Source organism: Deinococcus sp. Leaf326 (genome assembly GCF_001424185.1).
In the GTDB taxonomy this organism is placed as follows: Bacteria; Deinococcota; Deinococci; order Deinococcales; family Deinococcaceae; genus Deinococcus.
Genome location: NZ_LMOM01000001.1, coordinates 512,366 through 527,249, shown reverse-complemented (window position 1 = coordinate 527,249; position 14,884 = coordinate 512,366). Strand labels below are relative to the sequence as shown.

General features: G+C 70.3%; 16 protein-coding genes and 2 tRNA genes. 8 read left to right on the top strand and 10 right to left on the bottom strand.

All coding sequences use genetic code 11. The features are described 5' to 3' along the window. Nucleotides 1–11 precede the first annotated feature (11 nt). On the bottom strand, nucleotides 12–980 hold the full coding sequence (cysK, locus tag ASF71_RS02635) for a cysteine synthase A (RefSeq protein ID WP_056294363.1): 969 nt from the start codon (nucleotides 978–980) through the stop codon (nucleotides 12–14). 109 nt (nucleotides 981–1,089) lie between these two features. Here cysK and ASF71_RS02630 point away from each other — a divergent pair, with 109 nt between their 5' ends. The 3 genes from ASF71_RS02630 to ASF71_RS02620 all read left to right on the top strand — a co-directional run bounded on the left by ASF71_RS02630 (nucleotide 1,090) and on the right by ASF71_RS02620 (nucleotide 2,254). Then, nucleotides 1,090–1,941 (top strand): metallophosphoesterase, encoded by an 852-nt coding sequence (locus tag ASF71_RS02630; RefSeq protein WP_056294355.1) that lies wholly within the window; start codon nucleotides 1,090–1,092, stop codon nucleotides 1,939–1,941. Between the two features lie 139 nt (nucleotides 1,942–2,080). After that, nucleotides 2,081–2,154 (top strand) — tRNA-Cys (locus ASF71_RS02625). A gap of 25 nt (nucleotides 2,155–2,179) precedes the next feature. After that, nucleotides 2,180–2,254: transfer RNA gene (locus ASF71_RS02620), tRNA-Val, on the top strand. A 129-nt stretch (nucleotides 2,255–2,383) separates the two neighbouring features. Here the strand turns inward: ASF71_RS02620 and ASF71_RS02615 are convergent. The 5 genes from ASF71_RS02615 to ASF71_RS02595 all read right to left on the bottom strand — a co-directional run bounded on the left by ASF71_RS02615 (nucleotide 2,384) and on the right by ASF71_RS02595 (nucleotide 6,818). Continuing rightward, complete coding sequence (locus ASF71_RS02615) at nucleotides 2,384–3,916, bottom strand: radical SAM protein (RefSeq protein WP_056294351.1); 1,533 nt, start codon at nucleotides 3,914–3,916, stop codon at nucleotides 2,384–2,386. A 132-nt stretch (nucleotides 3,917–4,048) separates the two neighbouring features. Further along, nucleotides 4,049–5,365 (bottom strand): glycerate kinase, encoded by a 1,317-nt coding sequence (locus ASF71_RS02610; protein ID WP_056294348.1) that lies wholly within the window; start codon nucleotides 5,363–5,365, stop codon nucleotides 4,049–4,051. 14 nt (nucleotides 5,366–5,379) lie between these two features. Continuing rightward, complete coding sequence (locus tag ASF71_RS02605) at nucleotides 5,380–5,808, bottom strand: response regulator (RefSeq protein WP_056294342.1); 429 nt, start codon at nucleotides 5,806–5,808, stop codon at nucleotides 5,380–5,382. A 110-nt stretch (nucleotides 5,809–5,918) separates the two neighbouring features. Beyond that, a complete protein-coding gene (locus ASF71_RS02600; protein WP_056294339.1) occupies nucleotides 5,919–6,356 on the bottom strand; it encodes a response regulator in 438 nt (145 codons plus the stop codon). Between the two features lie 36 nt (nucleotides 6,357–6,392). Further along, entirely contained in the window at nucleotides 6,393–6,818 is a 426-nt protein-coding gene (locus tag ASF71_RS02595; protein WP_056294331.1) for a response regulator, read from the bottom strand. Between the two features lie 117 nt (nucleotides 6,819–6,935). On the opposite strand from ASF71_RS02595, the gene ASF71_RS02590 reads away from it, so the two are divergent. The 3 genes from ASF71_RS02590 to ASF71_RS02580 are packed head-to-tail and all read left to right on the top strand — an operon-like array spanning nucleotide 6,936 to nucleotide 9,131. Further along, nucleotides 6,936–8,222 carry a homoaconitate hydratase family protein gene (locus tag ASF71_RS02590; protein WP_056295164.1) on the top strand — a complete coding sequence of 429 codons (1,287 nt, stop codon included), beginning with the start codon at nucleotides 6,936–6,938 and terminating at the stop codon, nucleotides 8,220–8,222. Continuing rightward, entirely contained in the window at nucleotides 8,219–8,560 is a 342-nt protein-coding gene (locus ASF71_RS02585) for a hypothetical protein (protein ID WP_056294328.1), read from the top strand. Before ASF71_RS02590 ends, ASF71_RS02585 begins: the two co-directional genes overlap by 4 nt. Nucleotides 8,561–8,615: 55 nt before the next feature. Next, nucleotides 8,616–9,131, top strand: a complete 516-nt coding sequence (locus ASF71_RS02580; protein WP_056294325.1) for a homoaconitate hydratase — start codon at nucleotides 8,616–8,618, stop codon at nucleotides 9,129–9,131. Nucleotides 9,132–9,153: 22 nt separating this feature from the next. On the opposite strand, the gene ASF71_RS02575 is transcribed toward ASF71_RS02580, so the two are convergent. Continuing rightward, nucleotides 9,154–9,525 (bottom strand): hypothetical protein, encoded by a 372-nt coding sequence (locus tag ASF71_RS02575; protein ID WP_056294322.1) that lies wholly within the window; start codon nucleotides 9,523–9,525, stop codon nucleotides 9,154–9,156. Between the two features lie 120 nt (nucleotides 9,526–9,645). Between ASF71_RS02575 and ASF71_RS02570 the strand changes: the two genes are divergently transcribed. Further along, entirely contained in the window at nucleotides 9,646–10,686 is a 1,041-nt protein-coding gene (locus ASF71_RS02570; RefSeq protein ID WP_162243070.1) for a DUF1517 domain-containing protein, read from the top strand. 171 nt (nucleotides 10,687–10,857) lie between these two features. Further along, on the top strand, nucleotides 10,858–11,511 hold the full coding sequence (locus ASF71_RS02565; protein ID WP_369814947.1) for a phospholipase A2: 654 nt from the start codon (nucleotides 10,858–10,860) through the stop codon (nucleotides 11,509–11,511). 49 nt (nucleotides 11,512–11,560) lie between these two features. Here the strand turns inward: ASF71_RS02565 and ASF71_RS02560 are convergent, their stop codons facing one another. From ASF71_RS02560 to ASF71_RS02550, 3 genes are all read right to left on the bottom strand, one after another. Next, on the bottom strand, nucleotides 11,561–12,490 hold the full coding sequence (locus tag ASF71_RS02560; RefSeq protein ID WP_056294320.1) for an NERD domain-containing protein: 930 nt from the start codon (nucleotides 12,488–12,490) through the stop codon (nucleotides 11,561–11,563). Nucleotides 12,491–12,560: 70 nt separating this feature from the next. Next, nucleotides 12,561–13,709, bottom strand: a complete 1,149-nt coding sequence (gene lysA, locus ASF71_RS02555; protein WP_056294315.1) for a diaminopimelate decarboxylase — start codon at nucleotides 13,707–13,709, stop codon at nucleotides 12,561–12,563. Nucleotides 13,710–13,765: 56 nt separating this feature from the next. Continuing rightward, nucleotides 13,766–14,758, bottom strand: a complete 993-nt coding sequence (locus ASF71_RS02550) for an HD domain-containing phosphohydrolase (RefSeq protein ID WP_056294311.1) — start codon at nucleotides 14,756–14,758, stop codon at nucleotides 13,766–13,768. Nucleotides 14,759–14,884: the final 126 nt, after the last annotated feature.

Sequence of the window (14,884 nt, the reverse complement as noted above, 5' to 3'; positions counted from 1 at the left end):
TGGGGCGGGGTCTACTGCGCCGCGCCATCTGCCAGCTTCTCGCGCGAGTAGGGCCGGTAACCTTTCGGCGTGCCGGTGCTGCCACTGAACAGCGAGGTGGTCAGGTAGCGCGCACCAGTGTCGCAGGCGATGGTCGCCACGCGCCTGCCCGGTCCCAGGCGGCGGGCGACCTCCAGCGCGGCCCAGGCCATCGCGCCGCTGCTCATGCCCACGAAGATGCCTTCCTCGCGCGCCAGCCGCCGGGCCAGGGGGTAGGCGTCCTCCTCCCAGACCTCGACCACGCCGTCTAGGACGCTGCGGTCGAGGTTGCCTGGAATGAAACCCGGCCCCATCCCCTGAAAGCCGTGCTCGCCGCGCTCGCCGCCCGAGAGGACGTTGCTGCGCGCCGGCTCGACCGCGATGATCTGCACGGCCGGGTCGCGGCTCTTGAGGGCGCGGCCCACCCCGCTGATGGTGCCGCCCGTGCCGCTGCCGTACACGAAGGCGTCGATGCGCCCTTCCATCTGCTCCCACAGCTCTGGGCCGGTGGTGCGCTCGTGGGTGGCTGGGTTGGCGGGATTGGTGAACTGGCCCATCATGACCGCGCCCGTCTCGGCGCTGATCCGCTCGGCCTCATCAATGGCCGCGAGCATCCGGCGTTCGGGGTCGGTGAGGACCAGTTCGGCGCCGTAGGCCGCCAGCGTGCGCTTGCGCTCCTCGCTCATCTGGGCGGGCATGCACAAGATCAGCTTGTAGCCCTTGGCCGCCGCCACCTGCGCCAGCCCGATGCCGGTGTTGCCACTGGTGGGTTCCACGATGGTGCCGCCCGGTCGCAGCGCGCCCCGGCGCTCAGCGTCCTCGATGAGGCCTAGCGCGGTGCGGTCCTTGATGGAGCCGCCCGGATTCTGGCCTTCGAGCTTGACGAACACGTCGGCCATGCCGGGTTCGACCACCCGGCGCAGCTGCACCAGCGGCGTGTGTCCGATATGCGATTCGATCATGTCCCGGAGTGTAGGTCCTGGCTGGCCGGTCAACGGTGCCCGCAGCTAGGCGGTCCGGCCGTCGGCAATGTCTCCAGCGTCCCGGACCTGCCAGGGCGCCGCGCCTAGAATGCCGGGCGTGAGGGTTGCGGTCATTGCGGACATCCACGGCAACGCCGACGCCCTGCGCGCGGTGCTGGCCGACATTGCGAGGCAGGGCGTAGAGCGGATCGTCGTCAACGGCGACGTGGTGAACCGGGGGCCGGACTCGGTGGAGGTCATGCAGACGTTGCTGGGCCGCCCCGACGTGTCGTTCACCCTGGGCAACCACGACGACCTGTTGCGGCTGTGGCAGTCGCGCAGCCCCGCGCTGCCCGCCGACTGGTTCACCGATCCCTTCTGGGGCGCGACGGCCTGGAGCGCCGACCAGCTCGACCGCGCCGGGCTGCTGGACGTGCCGCAGGACTGGCCCATGACCCTGACCCTGCGCGCAGCCGGCCTGCCCGACGTGCTCGTCGCCCACGGCTCGCCCAGTCATTACCGCGAGAGCCTGAGCGACCGCACCGCGCCGGAGCGCGTGGCCGAGCTGGCCGCCGGGTCGGGCGCGGGGGTGCTGGTGGCCTCGCACATCCACCGGCAGGCCGACGCCTGGTTCGGGCCGGTGCGGGTCCTGAACACTGGCTCGGTCGGCTCGCCCGCCGACGGCGACCCGCGCGCCGGGTACCTGCTCCTCACGGCCACGCCGCACGGCTGGCAGACCGAGCTTCGCCGGGTGCCCTACGACCGTGCCGGGGTAGTGAGCCGGTTCGAGACCAGCGGCCTGCTGCGCACCGGCCTGAGCGCCGAAATCTTCCGCGATGAGGTCGTTACGGCCCGCAGCCTTTACACGCCCTACTGGGCCTGGACCGAGTCGCGCGCCGTTCCCCGCGACGCCGCGAGCTGGGCCGAATTTGGCCGCCGCGAAGTCGCCCCACGTTGCTGAGGTGGGGGTTCACGGCGGGGTTTCTGGCAGAGTTCAGGGCGGGGTTTACAGCTTTAGAAGCGCGTGCTACTATTCCTTCCGCTGGTGAGGAAAGACATCTCCAGCCCCCGCAAGGGACAGCACCAACCGCCCGATCAGCGGCGCTGTAGCCAAGTGGTAAGGCAGAGGTCTGCAAAACCTCCACCACCGGTTCGAGTCCGGTCAGCGCCTCCAATCTGTACCCGCCCGCGTGGCATGTAGAACCGTAGCTCAGGGGTAGAGCACTACCTTGACACGGTAGGGGTCAGGGGTTCAAATCCCCTCGGTTCTACCAACAGAAACCTCCGCCTTAGCGGAGGTTTTTTATTGTCTGTATTGACTTTTCCAGGGCAGAGATACGGCAGGTCAAAGAAAAGATCTGGAGGGCACTAAGCCGTCCAGATCTTTCTGGTTTATGTAGCGGTCAGATGGCTAGGCCCTGCGCGTGCGCGCTGACCTCGCGCGGCTCATACTGGCCGGGCGGCAGGCCGATGGCCGGCGTGTTGGCCTCGAACTCGTCGTGCCAGCCGATCTCTTCCAGCGCTTTTTTCCAGGCGCCGATGCTCTCGTTCTTGTAGATGCCGTACGCCGCCATGCCCACCTCGGGGCCACCGCGAGCGATCACGTTCTCGACCCAGGCCCACTTGGCCGAGACGTTGCGCAGTTCGGCGGTGGTCCGCAGCTCCTTCTGAATGCGCTTGAGGCGCTTCTCGATGACCTGCACCCCCGCGAAGGGGTCGGCGAAGTGCGGCGTGTGCCGCTTAGGCACGAAGGGCGAGATGCCCAGCGCGATGCGGTTGATCCCGGCAAGTTCCTTGGTGAAGGCGATGAGCTCGGAGATGTCGTCGTCGTTCTCCGGCCCCAGCCCGATCATCATGTAGACCTTGAGGCCCTTGAAGCCCAGGTCGCGGCTGATCTGCGCGGTCTTGAGCAGGTCCTCGGTCGTGATGCCCTTCTTGAGCCAGCGGCGCAGGCGTTCCGAGGGAGCGTCCGACGCGACCGTGAAGGTCCGCAGGCCGCCCGCCTTCAGGATCTCGGCGAGTTCGGCGTCTACCGTGTCGGCGCGGATGCTGCTCACGCCGAGCTTGATGCCGCGCTCGGTGAGGGTCTTGCCGACGTACTTCGTGTGCGGGAAGTCCGAGAGGGCCGCGCCCACCAGGCCGACCTTCGTGACCCACTCGGGAATGGTGTCCAGGAGTTCCTGCGCCTGGTTGTTGCGGTTGGGGCCGTACATGGTCCGCGCCAGGCAGAAGGTGCAGGGACGCGGGCAGCCGCGCTGCGCCTCGACCAGGAACATGTTGCTGAGTTCCGAGTGCGGCGTCACGATCTGGCTGTAGGCGGGCAGCAGTTCCTTGGGCGCGGTCGCCCACTGCGGCTCGTGGCTGTGGCGCGCGGGCAGGAAGACGCCGGGCATGCCGTCGATGAGGTCGTAGAAGTCCTCGCGCGAGGCCGATTCGCGCAGGGCCTCGGATACCACCGGCACAATCTGCTCTCCATCCCCGATGATGATGATGTCGGCGAAGGGCGTCAGCGGGTAGGGGTTGGAACTCGTGAGCGGCCCGCCGATCATGATCAGGGGGTCGTTGTCGCTGCGTTCTTTACGCAGCGGGGCCATGCCCGCCACGTCCAACATCCGGATGATGTTGGTGAGGTCGAGCTCGAAGCTCACGCTCATGGCGAACAGTTCGCAGTCGGCCGCCGCGCGCCCGGACTCGACGGTGGGCAGGGCCTGCCCCGTGCGCTCGAAGGCGTCCACATCGTCGGGCAGGAAGGCACGCTCGCAGGCGACGCCTTCTTCCTGGTTGAACATGCGGTAGATGACCTGAAAGCCCAGCGAGGCCATGCCCACGCCGTAGCGGTTCGGGAAGGCCAGCGTCACGCGAATAGGGGCCTGCTTGAACAGGGTGCCCCGTTCGGCGTCGAGCAGCGGCTTAAGCGTGTTTCTCCAGTAGCTCAAAAGTCCTCCGGCCGCGCGCTCCTCCGGCCGGAACTTCCCCCCGGGGACCTGCGCGTCACAGCCTCTCAGTATAACGCCGCGCCGCTGAAGGACTGCGGCGCAGCTTACCCGCGCCGCCGCGCCCGCGTTGGCTCAGATGTCCGGCGGCGCGACCAGCACCGCGCGGAAGTCGTTGACGTTCGTGAGCGTCGGGCCGGTGACGATCAGGTCGCCCAGCGCCGCGAAGTAGCCGTAGCTGTCGTGGGCGGCGAGGTCGGCGTGGGGGTCGCGCCCGGCCGCCCGGCCCCGCGCCAGGGTGGTGGGGGTCACGGTAGCCCCGGCGGCGTCCTCGGTCCCGTCGATGCCGTCGGTGTCGCCTGCCAGCGCCCAGATGCCCGGCGCGCCCCCCAGCGCGGTCGCCAGACCTAGCAGGAACTCGGTGTTGCGGCCTCCGCGCCCGTGGCCGCCCCCTGCCCCGCTGAGGGTGACGGTGGTCTCGCCGCCCGAGAGGAGCACGGCCGGAGCCGGCAACGGGTGGCCGCGCCGCTGCGCTCCCAGCGCGATCCCGGCCATGACCCGCCCGACCTCGCGGCTCTCGCCCTCGACGGCGTCGCCCAGGATCAGGGGGGTGAGGCCCGCCGCTCGCGCCGCGCCCGCCGCTGCCTCCAGAGCCAGATAGGGCGCCGCGATCAGCCGGACCTCGTCGGGGCCGGCGGGGCTATCCGGCACTGGGGGGCGCGCGGGGGCATGGTCCAGCCGGTCCCGGGTGGCGGGCGTGAGGGGCAGCCCATAGCGCGAGACGATCGCGCGCGCCTGGGCCAGCGACGCGGCGCCCGGGACGGTCGGTCCCGAGGCGATGAGGGCCGGGTCGTCGCCGGGTACGTCGCTGATTAGGAGGGTCAGCACCCGTGCCGGCCGCGCCGCGCGCAGCAGTTCGCTCCCCTTGATGGCCGAGAGCTGCGCGCGCACCGCGTTGATCTCGCGGATGCTGGCGCCGCTGGCGAGCAGGGCGCGGACCGCCGCCTGCTTGTCCTCCAGGTGCAGGCCGGTTGCCGGCAGGGCCGCGAGCGCCGAGCCCCCGCCCGAGATCAGCGCGACCACAAGGTCGTCGGCGCTCAGGCCGCGCACCGCTTCCAGCAGGCGCCGGGCGGCGGCCTCGCTGCGCGCGTCGGGGACCGGGTGCGCCGCCTCCAGCACCTCGATGCGCCCGCCCGCGCCCGGCAGCGCGTGACCGTCCCGCGTCACGACCACGCCGCGCAGGTCCGCACTGGGCCACGCGGCGTCCAGCGCCGCCGCCATCGCGGCCGAGGCCTTGCCCGCCCCCACGACCACCACGCGCCCGGCCGGCGGCGGGGGCAGGTGGGCGGCCAGCACCCGCTGGGGGTCGGCGCTGCGGCAGGCGGCGGCGAACAGGTCGCGCAGCACTGTGCGGGCGCGCGCGTCGGTCCAGGGGAGTACAGGCGTGGACACGGGGGGACGGGGTCTCAGCGCTGGGGCCAGTGCCGCAGGCGGTTGCGCTGCCAGTAGGTCACGAAGGCGTCGATCTGTTCCATGAAGGCCTGGAAGTTCTCGGACTTCATGAGGTACGAGCTCGCGTGGAGGGTATACGCCTCCTGCACGTCCTTCGGGTGGCCCGACGTGGTGAGCATGACCACCGGAATGTGCGAGAGCGAGCGGTCGTCCTTGAGGGCGCGCAGCAGCTCGAAGCCGCTCATACCGGGCATGTTGATGTCCAGCAGCACCACGTCGGGCAGGTACGCCACTTCGGCGTGACGGCGCAGATAATCCAGCGCGTCGGGGGCGCTCTGGCAGGTGACGAGGTCCACCTGTGCCTCGTGCTCCTGAAAGACTTCCCGGGCCAGGAAAATATCCTCGGGATTGTCGTCTACCAACAGCACACGCAACTGCTTCATCACTCCTTAATTCTACAGGGTTGGCCGGGGGAGCGCCCGCGGGTTTGATGGGTGGATCGCAGCGGCGTGGCTGGGCTGACTGGACAGGTGGAGTGCCTGACGGACCGGAGCTACCGCTCGGTGGTGGGAGAGGCCACCGGCCGCGCGAATACGCAGCGACTCCAGAACCCCACCAGGGCATCGATCTGGCTCTGAAACTCGCGGAAGCCCGGCGCCTTGGGCAGATACCCGCTCGCCCGCAGCGCGTAGGCCTCGGCGATCTGCTTCGGGGGGGCGGCCACCGACATCACGATCACCGGAATGTGCTGCAGCGCCGGATCTTCCTTGAGCGAACGCAGCCAGTCCAGGCCGCTCAGGCCCGGCAGATTCACGTCGGCCAGAATCAGGTCGGGCAGGTCGCCGGGCGCGGCGCGCAGCCACGCCATCGCGCCGCGCGCGTCTGGGAAGGTGGTCAGGCGCACGGCGCCGGCGTGGGCCGCGAAGGCCTCCTGCGCCAGGAGCAGTTCGCCTGGACTGTCGTCGACCAAGAGGATGTGTAGGCCGTCCATCGGCAGGCAGCATACCGGCCCGCCGCCCGCGCGCGCTCAGCCCGGCTGGTGGGCGCGGTACATCAGGCGGTTCTGCTGCCAGTAGTTCACGAAAGTGTCGACCTGACCCATGAATTCGGGAAAGCTCTCGGACTTCACGAGGTAGGAGTTGGCGTGCAGGGTATAGGCCTGCTCGACGTCCCCCGGATGCGAGGAGGTCGTGAGCATCACCACCGGAATGTGCAGCAGCACGTTGTCGCGTTTGATCTTCTCGAGCAGCTCGAACCCGGTCATCACCGGCATGCTGATGTCGAGCAGGATCACGTCAGGCAGGCGGCCCTCGTGGTGCTGAAGGTAGTCCAGCGCCTCGGCGCCGCGCTGGAAGAGGACGAGCTGCACGTCCGGGTGGTCCTGAAACACCTCCTGGGCCAGGAGGAGATCGGCGGGATTGTCGTCCACAAGGAGCACACGCAGGGCGGTCATGGGTGCAGTCTAGGGGGTCCGGCCCCGGGGCCCGGTGCGGGGGTGGGGGCCGGCCGCGCCCCGGTCGTCCAATCCGGGCCACGGTGTGGGGGGGCGCGAGGCGGCACAATGTCTGCCATGACAGCGTCCCTTCCCCGCCCACAGACGATGGCGGAAAAGATCCTCTCGCGCCGGGGCGACCGCGCCGTGTACGCGGGCGACCTCGCGGTGGTGGAGGTCGATCAGGTGATGGTCGTCGATTCCATCGCCCAGAGCTTCATCGAGCGCATGGAACGAGACCTCGCCGCCGTGCCCAGATTCCCCGAGCGCGTAAGCATCGTCGTGGACCATGTGGCCCCGGCGAGCACCGTCAGCGTGGCGCAGGCGCAGAAGGAGGCGCGCGAGTACGCCGCCCGGACCGGTGTGCGCCTCTTCGACGTGGGGCGCGGCATCTGCCACCAGGTCCTGATGGAAGAGGGGCTCGCGCGCCCCGGCTGGATCGTGCTGGGCAGCGACAGTCACTCGACGACCTACGGCGCGGTGGCGGCCTTCGGCACCGGCATGGGCGCGACCGACATCGCCCTGGCGGCGGCGAGCGGCAAGACCTGGCTGCGCGTGCCCGAGAGTGTCAAGGTGACGTTCACCGGAGAGCTGCGCCCCGGCGTGAGCGCCAAGGACGCCGCGCTGGAGATGATCCGCGTGCTGGGCGCCGACGGCGCGACCTACGAGAGCGTCGAGATCCACGCGGGCGACCGCTTTACGCGCGGCGAGCGCATGACCTTGGCGAACCTGTGTGTGGAGGCGGGCGCCAAGGCCGGACTGGTCGTGCCGGGCGGCGAGATTCTGACCAGCTACGGCTATGACGTGCCCGAGTGGGTCTACCCCGACGAGGGCGCGAGTTACCGCCGCAGCGTCCAGATCGACCTCGCGGCCCTGAACCCGCGCATGAGTGCTCCGAGCGAGGTGGACAATGTTCACGACGTGTCCGAGCTGCGCGGCCTGAAGGTGGACCAGGTGTTCATCGGGACGTGTACCAACGGGCGTATTGAGGACCTGCACGCGGCGGCCGAGGTGCTGCGCGGCCAGCGCGTCAATCCGGGAACCCGGCTGCTCGTCATTCCGGCGAGCAGTCAGGTCATGGAACAGGCGATGGAGGACGGCACGCTGCTCACCCTGCAACGCGCCGGGGCCGTGCTGGGCACGCCGGGCTGCGGGCCATGCATGGGGCGCCACCAGGGCGTGCTGGCCCCCGGCGAGGTCTGCGTGAGCACCAGCAACCGCAACTTCATCGGGCGTATGGGCGACAAGGACGCGCGCGTGTTCCTCGCCAGTCCGGCGGTGGCGGCCGCGACGGCGGTGATGGGCCACATCGCCCTGCCCGGCGACGTGCTGCCCAGTGGCGCGCGCGCGGCGGTGGGCGCGTGAGCGTGGTCGAGGGGTACATCCAGGCGCGCAATCTCGCCGCCTGCCTCGACCTGCTCGCCGGGGTGGGGGAGACTGAACTGGATGCGGGGCTGCTCGCGGCCTTCGGGACCGGTCTGGAGGGGACGAGTCCCGATCACGACCGCTGGACGGTCCATGCACTGGGCAAACTGACCGCCGAGGCCGCACGGGTGAACATCGGCGCGGGCCTGATCGCCTTCCGGGTCGAGGCGCCGCACGGCTACACGCGCGCCGTGTCGGCGGTGCTGCGGGCCTGCGGCGAATACTTTCTGGATGGCCGCCCCGCCTCAGCGCCGGACGATCTCGGTCCCGACCTCTGACCTGCCCCGCGGCCCGCAGGAGGTGAGGCAGGCCCCGCCCCTTAAAGGATCATCTATGCCCCGAATCTGGAAATTTGGCGACAGCGTGAACACCGACGACATCCTCCCCGGCAAGTTCGCGCCCTTCATGGCCGGCGAGGACGTGTTTCAGACCTTCGCCTTCCACTACATCCGTCCCGAGTTCGCGGCTGCCGTGCAGCCCGGCGACGTGCTCATCGGCGGGCGCAACTGGGGCCTGGGCTCCAGCCGCGAATACGCCCCGCAGGCCCTCAAAAAGCTGCAGATCGGCGCCATCGTCGCGCCCAGTTTCGCGCGCATCCACTACCGCAACCTGCTCAACCTGGGCATTCCCGCCTTCGAATACGATCTGACCGGCCTGTTCGGAGACGGCGACGAGGTGAGCCTCAACGTGAACAGCGGGGTTCTGACCTCCGCGGCCGGGACCGTTCAGCTGCCACCGCCCCCCGAGTTCCTGCGCGAGGCGCTGGCCGAGGGGAGCATCCTGGCCTTCTTCAAGAAGCACGGCCGCTTTCCGGGCGAGGCCCCTCAGGAGGGCCCGGGAGGCGTCTAGGCTGCAAAGGGGAGCTGGAGCTTCAGGCTCCGAGCAATCCCAGCCGCCGCGCCAGCTCCCCCGCGAAGATCCATTCCTCGGGCTCCTCGCCCCCCGTGATCTGCACGAGGACGCAGCCACGGTCCAGGTAGAAGGCCCGGATCTTCTCCCAGGCCTCGTCCTCGTCGGTGGCCGTCTCGTCAATGTCCTCCAGGGTGCCCCAGAGGTCGCCCTCCACCTCGGCACTCAGCAGGGCCTCGGCGTGGGCGCTCAGCACGTACTCGTCCACCGTTTCCTTGCGGGCGTAGGTCTCGCCGGGCACGCGCAGGTCGAGACGGTCGCCGCGGTCGTAGAGGCTGGCGAGAAACGCCTGCCAGTCGTCGGCGCTGATGGTGATGGAAGTCGGATCGCTCACGCGCGCAGTGTACCCGGCCCTCTGAGCCGCTGGCCGGCGCCGCGCGCTGGGGCCCACGCCAAGAGAACGCCAAGGGCATTCGGGAACCTGCCCCCGCCGCGCCCCGTAGACTTGAGCGACATGCCGCGTCACATAGATTCCGCCTCGCCGCGCCCGAATCGCCGGGGCCCGCGCCGGAGCGCCGTTCTCGCCTTCACCGCGTTGCTCGCTGCCGGCAGCCTCACCCTGGGCGGGGGGTCCCACTTTCTGCCGGACGCGCCGGGCCTCAGCCTCGGGGTCGCCGCCGCGCAGTCGGGCGGGGGTTTCGGAGGCAGTTCGTCGGGTGGGGGCGGCGGGTCGTCGGGGGGCGGGTCCTTTGGCGGCTCCGGCGGCGGGGGCGGCTACTCGGGCGGCGGCTACAGCGGCCCGATCATCATCAACGGCGGGGGCTACGGCGGCGGGTACTACGGGGGCGGCGGCGGGGGCTTCGGCATCGTTCCGCTCATCTTGTTCGGCGTGGTGATCTTCGCGGTGGTGGGGTTCATGCGCCGCAGCCTCGCGTCGGGGGGCGGGGCCAAGGGCCTGGGCAACCTGATGGGCGGGGGTGGGGGCACGGCCCAGGCCGTGAGCGTGCAGCTGCTGCTCGCCCAGGGCGACGAGGTCAAGAAGGCCCTGCAACGGGTCGCCCAGAACGGCGACCCCGACAGCAACGAGGGACTGGCGCGTATGCTTCAGGAAGCGGCGCTGGTCGCGCTGCGCCACCCCGAACGCTGGGTCTACGGCAACGTCGAGCGGGCGCAGGGCGGGGCCAGCTCGGCCGACAGCCAAGTAGGCGCCTGGGCCACCGAGGCCCGCGCGGCCTTCACCGAGCAGACCACCAGCAACTACCAGAACCGCGACGTGAACACGGGCTTTGAGCACCGGGGCGACTACACCTTCCAGAAGGAGACGGGCGACCTGTACCTCGCCGTGACCCTCGCGGTGGCGGCCCACGCCCTGAGCAACCTGCCCCCGGCCGGCGTGACGACCGCCGCCGAGGCCCGCGCGGCGCTCTCGGCCATCAGTTCGGTGACGCCCGGCGACCTCATCCGCGCCGAGGTCGTCTGGAGTCCCGACGCCGAGGGCGAATTCCTGAGCGAGGACGAGGCGATCCAGAAGTACCCCAAACTCACCAAACTCTGAGCGCAGCCGGGCGGGGCTGACGCGGCCCTGAAGGGGCGCAGGCACGCTGCGGGGGAGACCTGGACCACGGGTGTCCCCCGCCGCCATGTGGGGTTCTGCTGCGCCGCCCGGAACTCGGGGTACACTCGGGGGGCAAGCCACAATCCGTTTCCCCCTCGCCCGGAGGATCACATGTTCATGCGCCGCGCCCTGATTGCTGTCGCCGCCCTGTCCGCTGTCCTGATGTCCTGTGGTCAGTCCACGCCCCCCGCCGCGGCCGGCATGCCCGCTCCCGTGAGCCCCTACGCCGCGCGCCCCGAGCTTCAGGACGCGGGCAGCCAGTCGGTGCTGAGCCGCTACGGCAACGACCCCGAACTGCTGCGCTCCTTACAGGAGGCCTACGGCGAGCGCGCCTTCGACCTGAGCCTGCCCGCCGTGCCGGGCCTGACCGGCCAGGACCTCGCCTCCGACCGGCTGACGTATATCAAGCGCACCGGCTGGGGCACCGTGGGCAACTACAACACCCAGTACGCGGCCTACCGGGGCACCTCACAGCCCTACGCCGGGCTGGATTGGAACCGCGACGGATGCAGCGCCCCCGACGGCCTGGGCCTGGGTTACCGCGAGGACTTCCTGCCGGCCTGCAACGTCCACGACTTCGCGTACCGCAACCTCAAGGTCTACGAGCGCACCGACGCCAACCGCAAGACGAGCGACGAGGCCTTTCACACCAACATGAAGGCCATCTGCGCCGCCAAGAGCTGGATCAAGCGCCCGCCCTGCGTGACCGCCGCCTACGCCTATTACCAGGGCGTGCGGGTGGGCGGGGGCAGCAGCTTCGAGTGAGCTGGGGGCGCGGTGACTGAACCAGTCGCCGCGCCCCTGACCTTTCCCTTCAGGCCGGGTTGATCCAGTAGAGCCAGGTGTGCCCACCTGCGCAGGTCGCGGTGAACTCCAGGCCGCGCTTGCTGACCTTGCCCGGCTGTCCGCACTGCGCGCAGACGGGTTTGGCCGGCGTGTTCCCGCCGCACGCGGCGCATTTCAGGTAGTACCCGTACTTTCCGTACTGCACGGTCAGGTCCGCAGATCCGCACGCGCGGCAGGCCACGTCCAGGCGCGGCCGGGCCTGCGACTGCCGCTCCTGCGAGGTCCTCACCGGGGCGGTGCTGCGGCGTTCCGGGGCCGCCGGAGTGGAAACCGGGCCGGGAACATGTCTGCTCCACAGAAACGACTGGAGCCGGCTCAGCTCGGCGTCCGTGAAACCGAACGACCCGAAGGCCCGGCCCTGCCCGGCCTGAACGACCGAGACGACGCGGTCAGGCACCTGGTCGGCCTTGGCGAGTTCCGGAACGTCCGCCCCCCGGTTGATGCGCCCCCCGTCCGAGACGGCGACGAGCACGTCGCGCCGTACGCCCGCGAAGGTCCGCTGCTTGAGGCCCAGCATCGAGCGGTCCATGAGTTCCGCCGTGTGGTCGCCGAGCAGTGCGAGCAGAAGGTCGAGTTGCCGCCTCGCCTGTAGCACTGGCGAGGGCATCCCGCGCCCCTCACCCTTCCACCAGCGGGTCCACTCGCCGTGTTCGTTCACGCTGACCTCGCCGGCCACGCTCTTGCTTTCTACGGCGAGCAGCCCGAAGCGGTGCAGGATCAGGTGGTCGATCTGGGCGATTTCCCCGCGGCGTTCTAGGCGGAGGTTGTGGAACACGAACTTGTGGGGGTCTTCCGCGAAGGCCCGCTTGAGGTAGTGGGCCATCTGCCGTTCGGCGTCGAACCCGGCGCGGCGCAGCGGGTCGGTGTGTTCCTGGATTTCGAGCTCCTTGACGATCACCCGGCCACGCTAGCGCAGCCCGGCACCCACGGAGCCGAAACTGCCCAGCGGGACGCGAAATCGCCCGCTTCTATTGCCTGGCTTCCTCCTCGGCGCGCCACACGTCCTCGGGCGTCTCGCGCCGCCGGACGAGTCGCCACTGCCCGTCCTCGTACAGCGCCTCGGCGGGCCGGGACCGGGTGAGGTAGTTGCTGCTCATGGCCGCGCCGTAAGCTCCCGCCTCACCCACCGCGAGAAGCTGGCCCGGAACCGGAGTGGGCAGGGTCACATCACGGGCCAGCAGGTCGCCGCTCTCGCAGGCGGGGCCGGCGAGGTCCCACCTCTCCGTCGCCGGGCCGTCCCACAGCGGCGTGACCGGGTGGGCCGCGCCGTACAGCATGGGCCGCAGCAGCTCGGTCATGCCGGCGTCCACGAGCACGAAGTTACGCCCCGTGCGCTTGGTGCCCACCACCCGCGTGAGCAGGGTGCCGGCCTGCGCCACCAGATACCGCCCCGGCTCGACCCACAGCTCGGCTCCGAAGGCCGCGGCAGTGGCGCGCGCCTCGCGGGCGATGCCCGGCAGGTCGGCCCCCAGGCCCCAGCCCCCACCCGCGTCGAGCACCGCGAGCGGCCCGGTCTGGGCGCGCAGCCCGGCCAGGCGGCCGAAAGCGGCCGTAAAATCGTGGGCGTCCCGGATCGCGCTGCCGATGTGCACGTGCAGGCCCAGCGCCGTGTGGCCGGCCACGCGCAGGGCCTCCAGCACCGCTGGGACCTGCGCCAGCGTCACGCCGAACTTGCTGCCGGCCGCTCCGGTGGCGAGGTGGTCGTGCGTGCTGACCTCCAGCGCCGGGTTGACCCGCACCAGCGCCCGCGAGGCCGGAGGCAGCAGCTCTACCTCCTCCGCCCGGTCTACGATGAAGGTCGCGCCCAGTCGCGCGCCCGCCGCGTATTCGTGGGCCGATTTGGCCGGGCCGTTCACGATGAGGCGCTCGCCGCTGAGGCCCACCTTCTCGGCGCGCGCGATCTCGCCGGGGCTCACGCACTCGGCGCCCACGCCCGCCGCCGCCAGACGGCGCAGCAGGCTGAGGTTGGGGTTGGCCTTCATGGCGTAGTACACCCGCGCGTCCCCGAAGGCCGCGCGGACCCGCGCCAGGGCGGCGTTGAGTTCGGCGGCGTCGTAGACGTACAGCGGCGTACCGAAGCGCTCGGCGGCGGTATGCAGGTCGGCAGCGGGAATCACGCGCCCGAGTCTAGGACAGTTCGGTGTGGGCCCGGCTGCTGGCGTCGGCCGCCGCCTCAGCTCGCCAGGGCGTCTTCCTCGACCAGCCGCGTGAAGACCTCGACCATGTGGGGGTCGAGCTGCTCGCCGGCCTGCGCACATAGCTCGGTGAGCGCCTGCTCGCGGGTCCAGGCCGCCTTGTAGGGCCGCTCGCTGCGCAGGGCGTCGTACACGTCAATAACTGCGAACAGCCGGGCAAGGTAAGGAATCGCTTCTCCGCACAGCTGGTCGGGATAGTCCCGGCCGTTCCAGTGCTCGTGATGGTGGCGCACGAGTTGCAGGGCGGGCGGGGGCACGAACTCCAGCGCCGCCGCCAGCCGCTCGCCCTCGGCCGAATGACGCTGCATTTCCCGGCGCTCGTCCTCGGTCAGGGCGCCCGGCTTGTGCAGGATGCGCCCCGGCACCGCCACTTTGCCCAGGTCGTGCAGAGAAGCGCCCAGGCGCAGGTGCCCCAGCGCCTCGGGCAGTAGGCCCAGCGCGGTGCCGAGCTGCACGGCGAGCACCGTCACGCGCTCGGTATGGGTGCTCGTCTCGCGGTCGCGGACTTCCAGCGCCAGGGCCAGCGCCCGCAGCGCCGCCTCGCGGGTGGCCAGGGTGTCCTGCTCGGCGCGCTTCTGGGGCTCGATGTCGGTACAGGTTCCCACCCAGGCCACGCCGGTGCCCAGGTCGTCCCTCACCTGCACGCCGCGGATCAGGAACCAGTGATAGTCGCCGCGGCGGCTGCGCAGGCGGTACTCGATCTCGTAATCCTGACCACTGCGGACTGCCTGACGCCAGCGCGCGAGGGTCGGCGCGCGGTCCGCCGGGTGCAGGGCTTCCTCGAACCCGAAGCCCTGCGTCTCGCCCAGCAGACCCGTGTAGATGCTCCAGTGCCGGTTGACATGCTGCCAGCGTCCCTGGGCGTCGGCGGTCCAGAGCATGACCGGCATGGCATTGAGCAGCCGCAGATACGCCTCCTGACTCCGCAGGTCGCTCACCGGTTCCAGAAACGAGAGGCCACCTTCGGTCATGGCGGCATTGTAGGGACTGCTTCCGGAAAAGCAGCGTAAAAAGGCGGCTTCCCCCTCGACTCTGAACGTTGGATTTAACGCGCGCTCCTACGGGCGCGTTCCGGCAGGTCAAACGGGTGCCGGGTC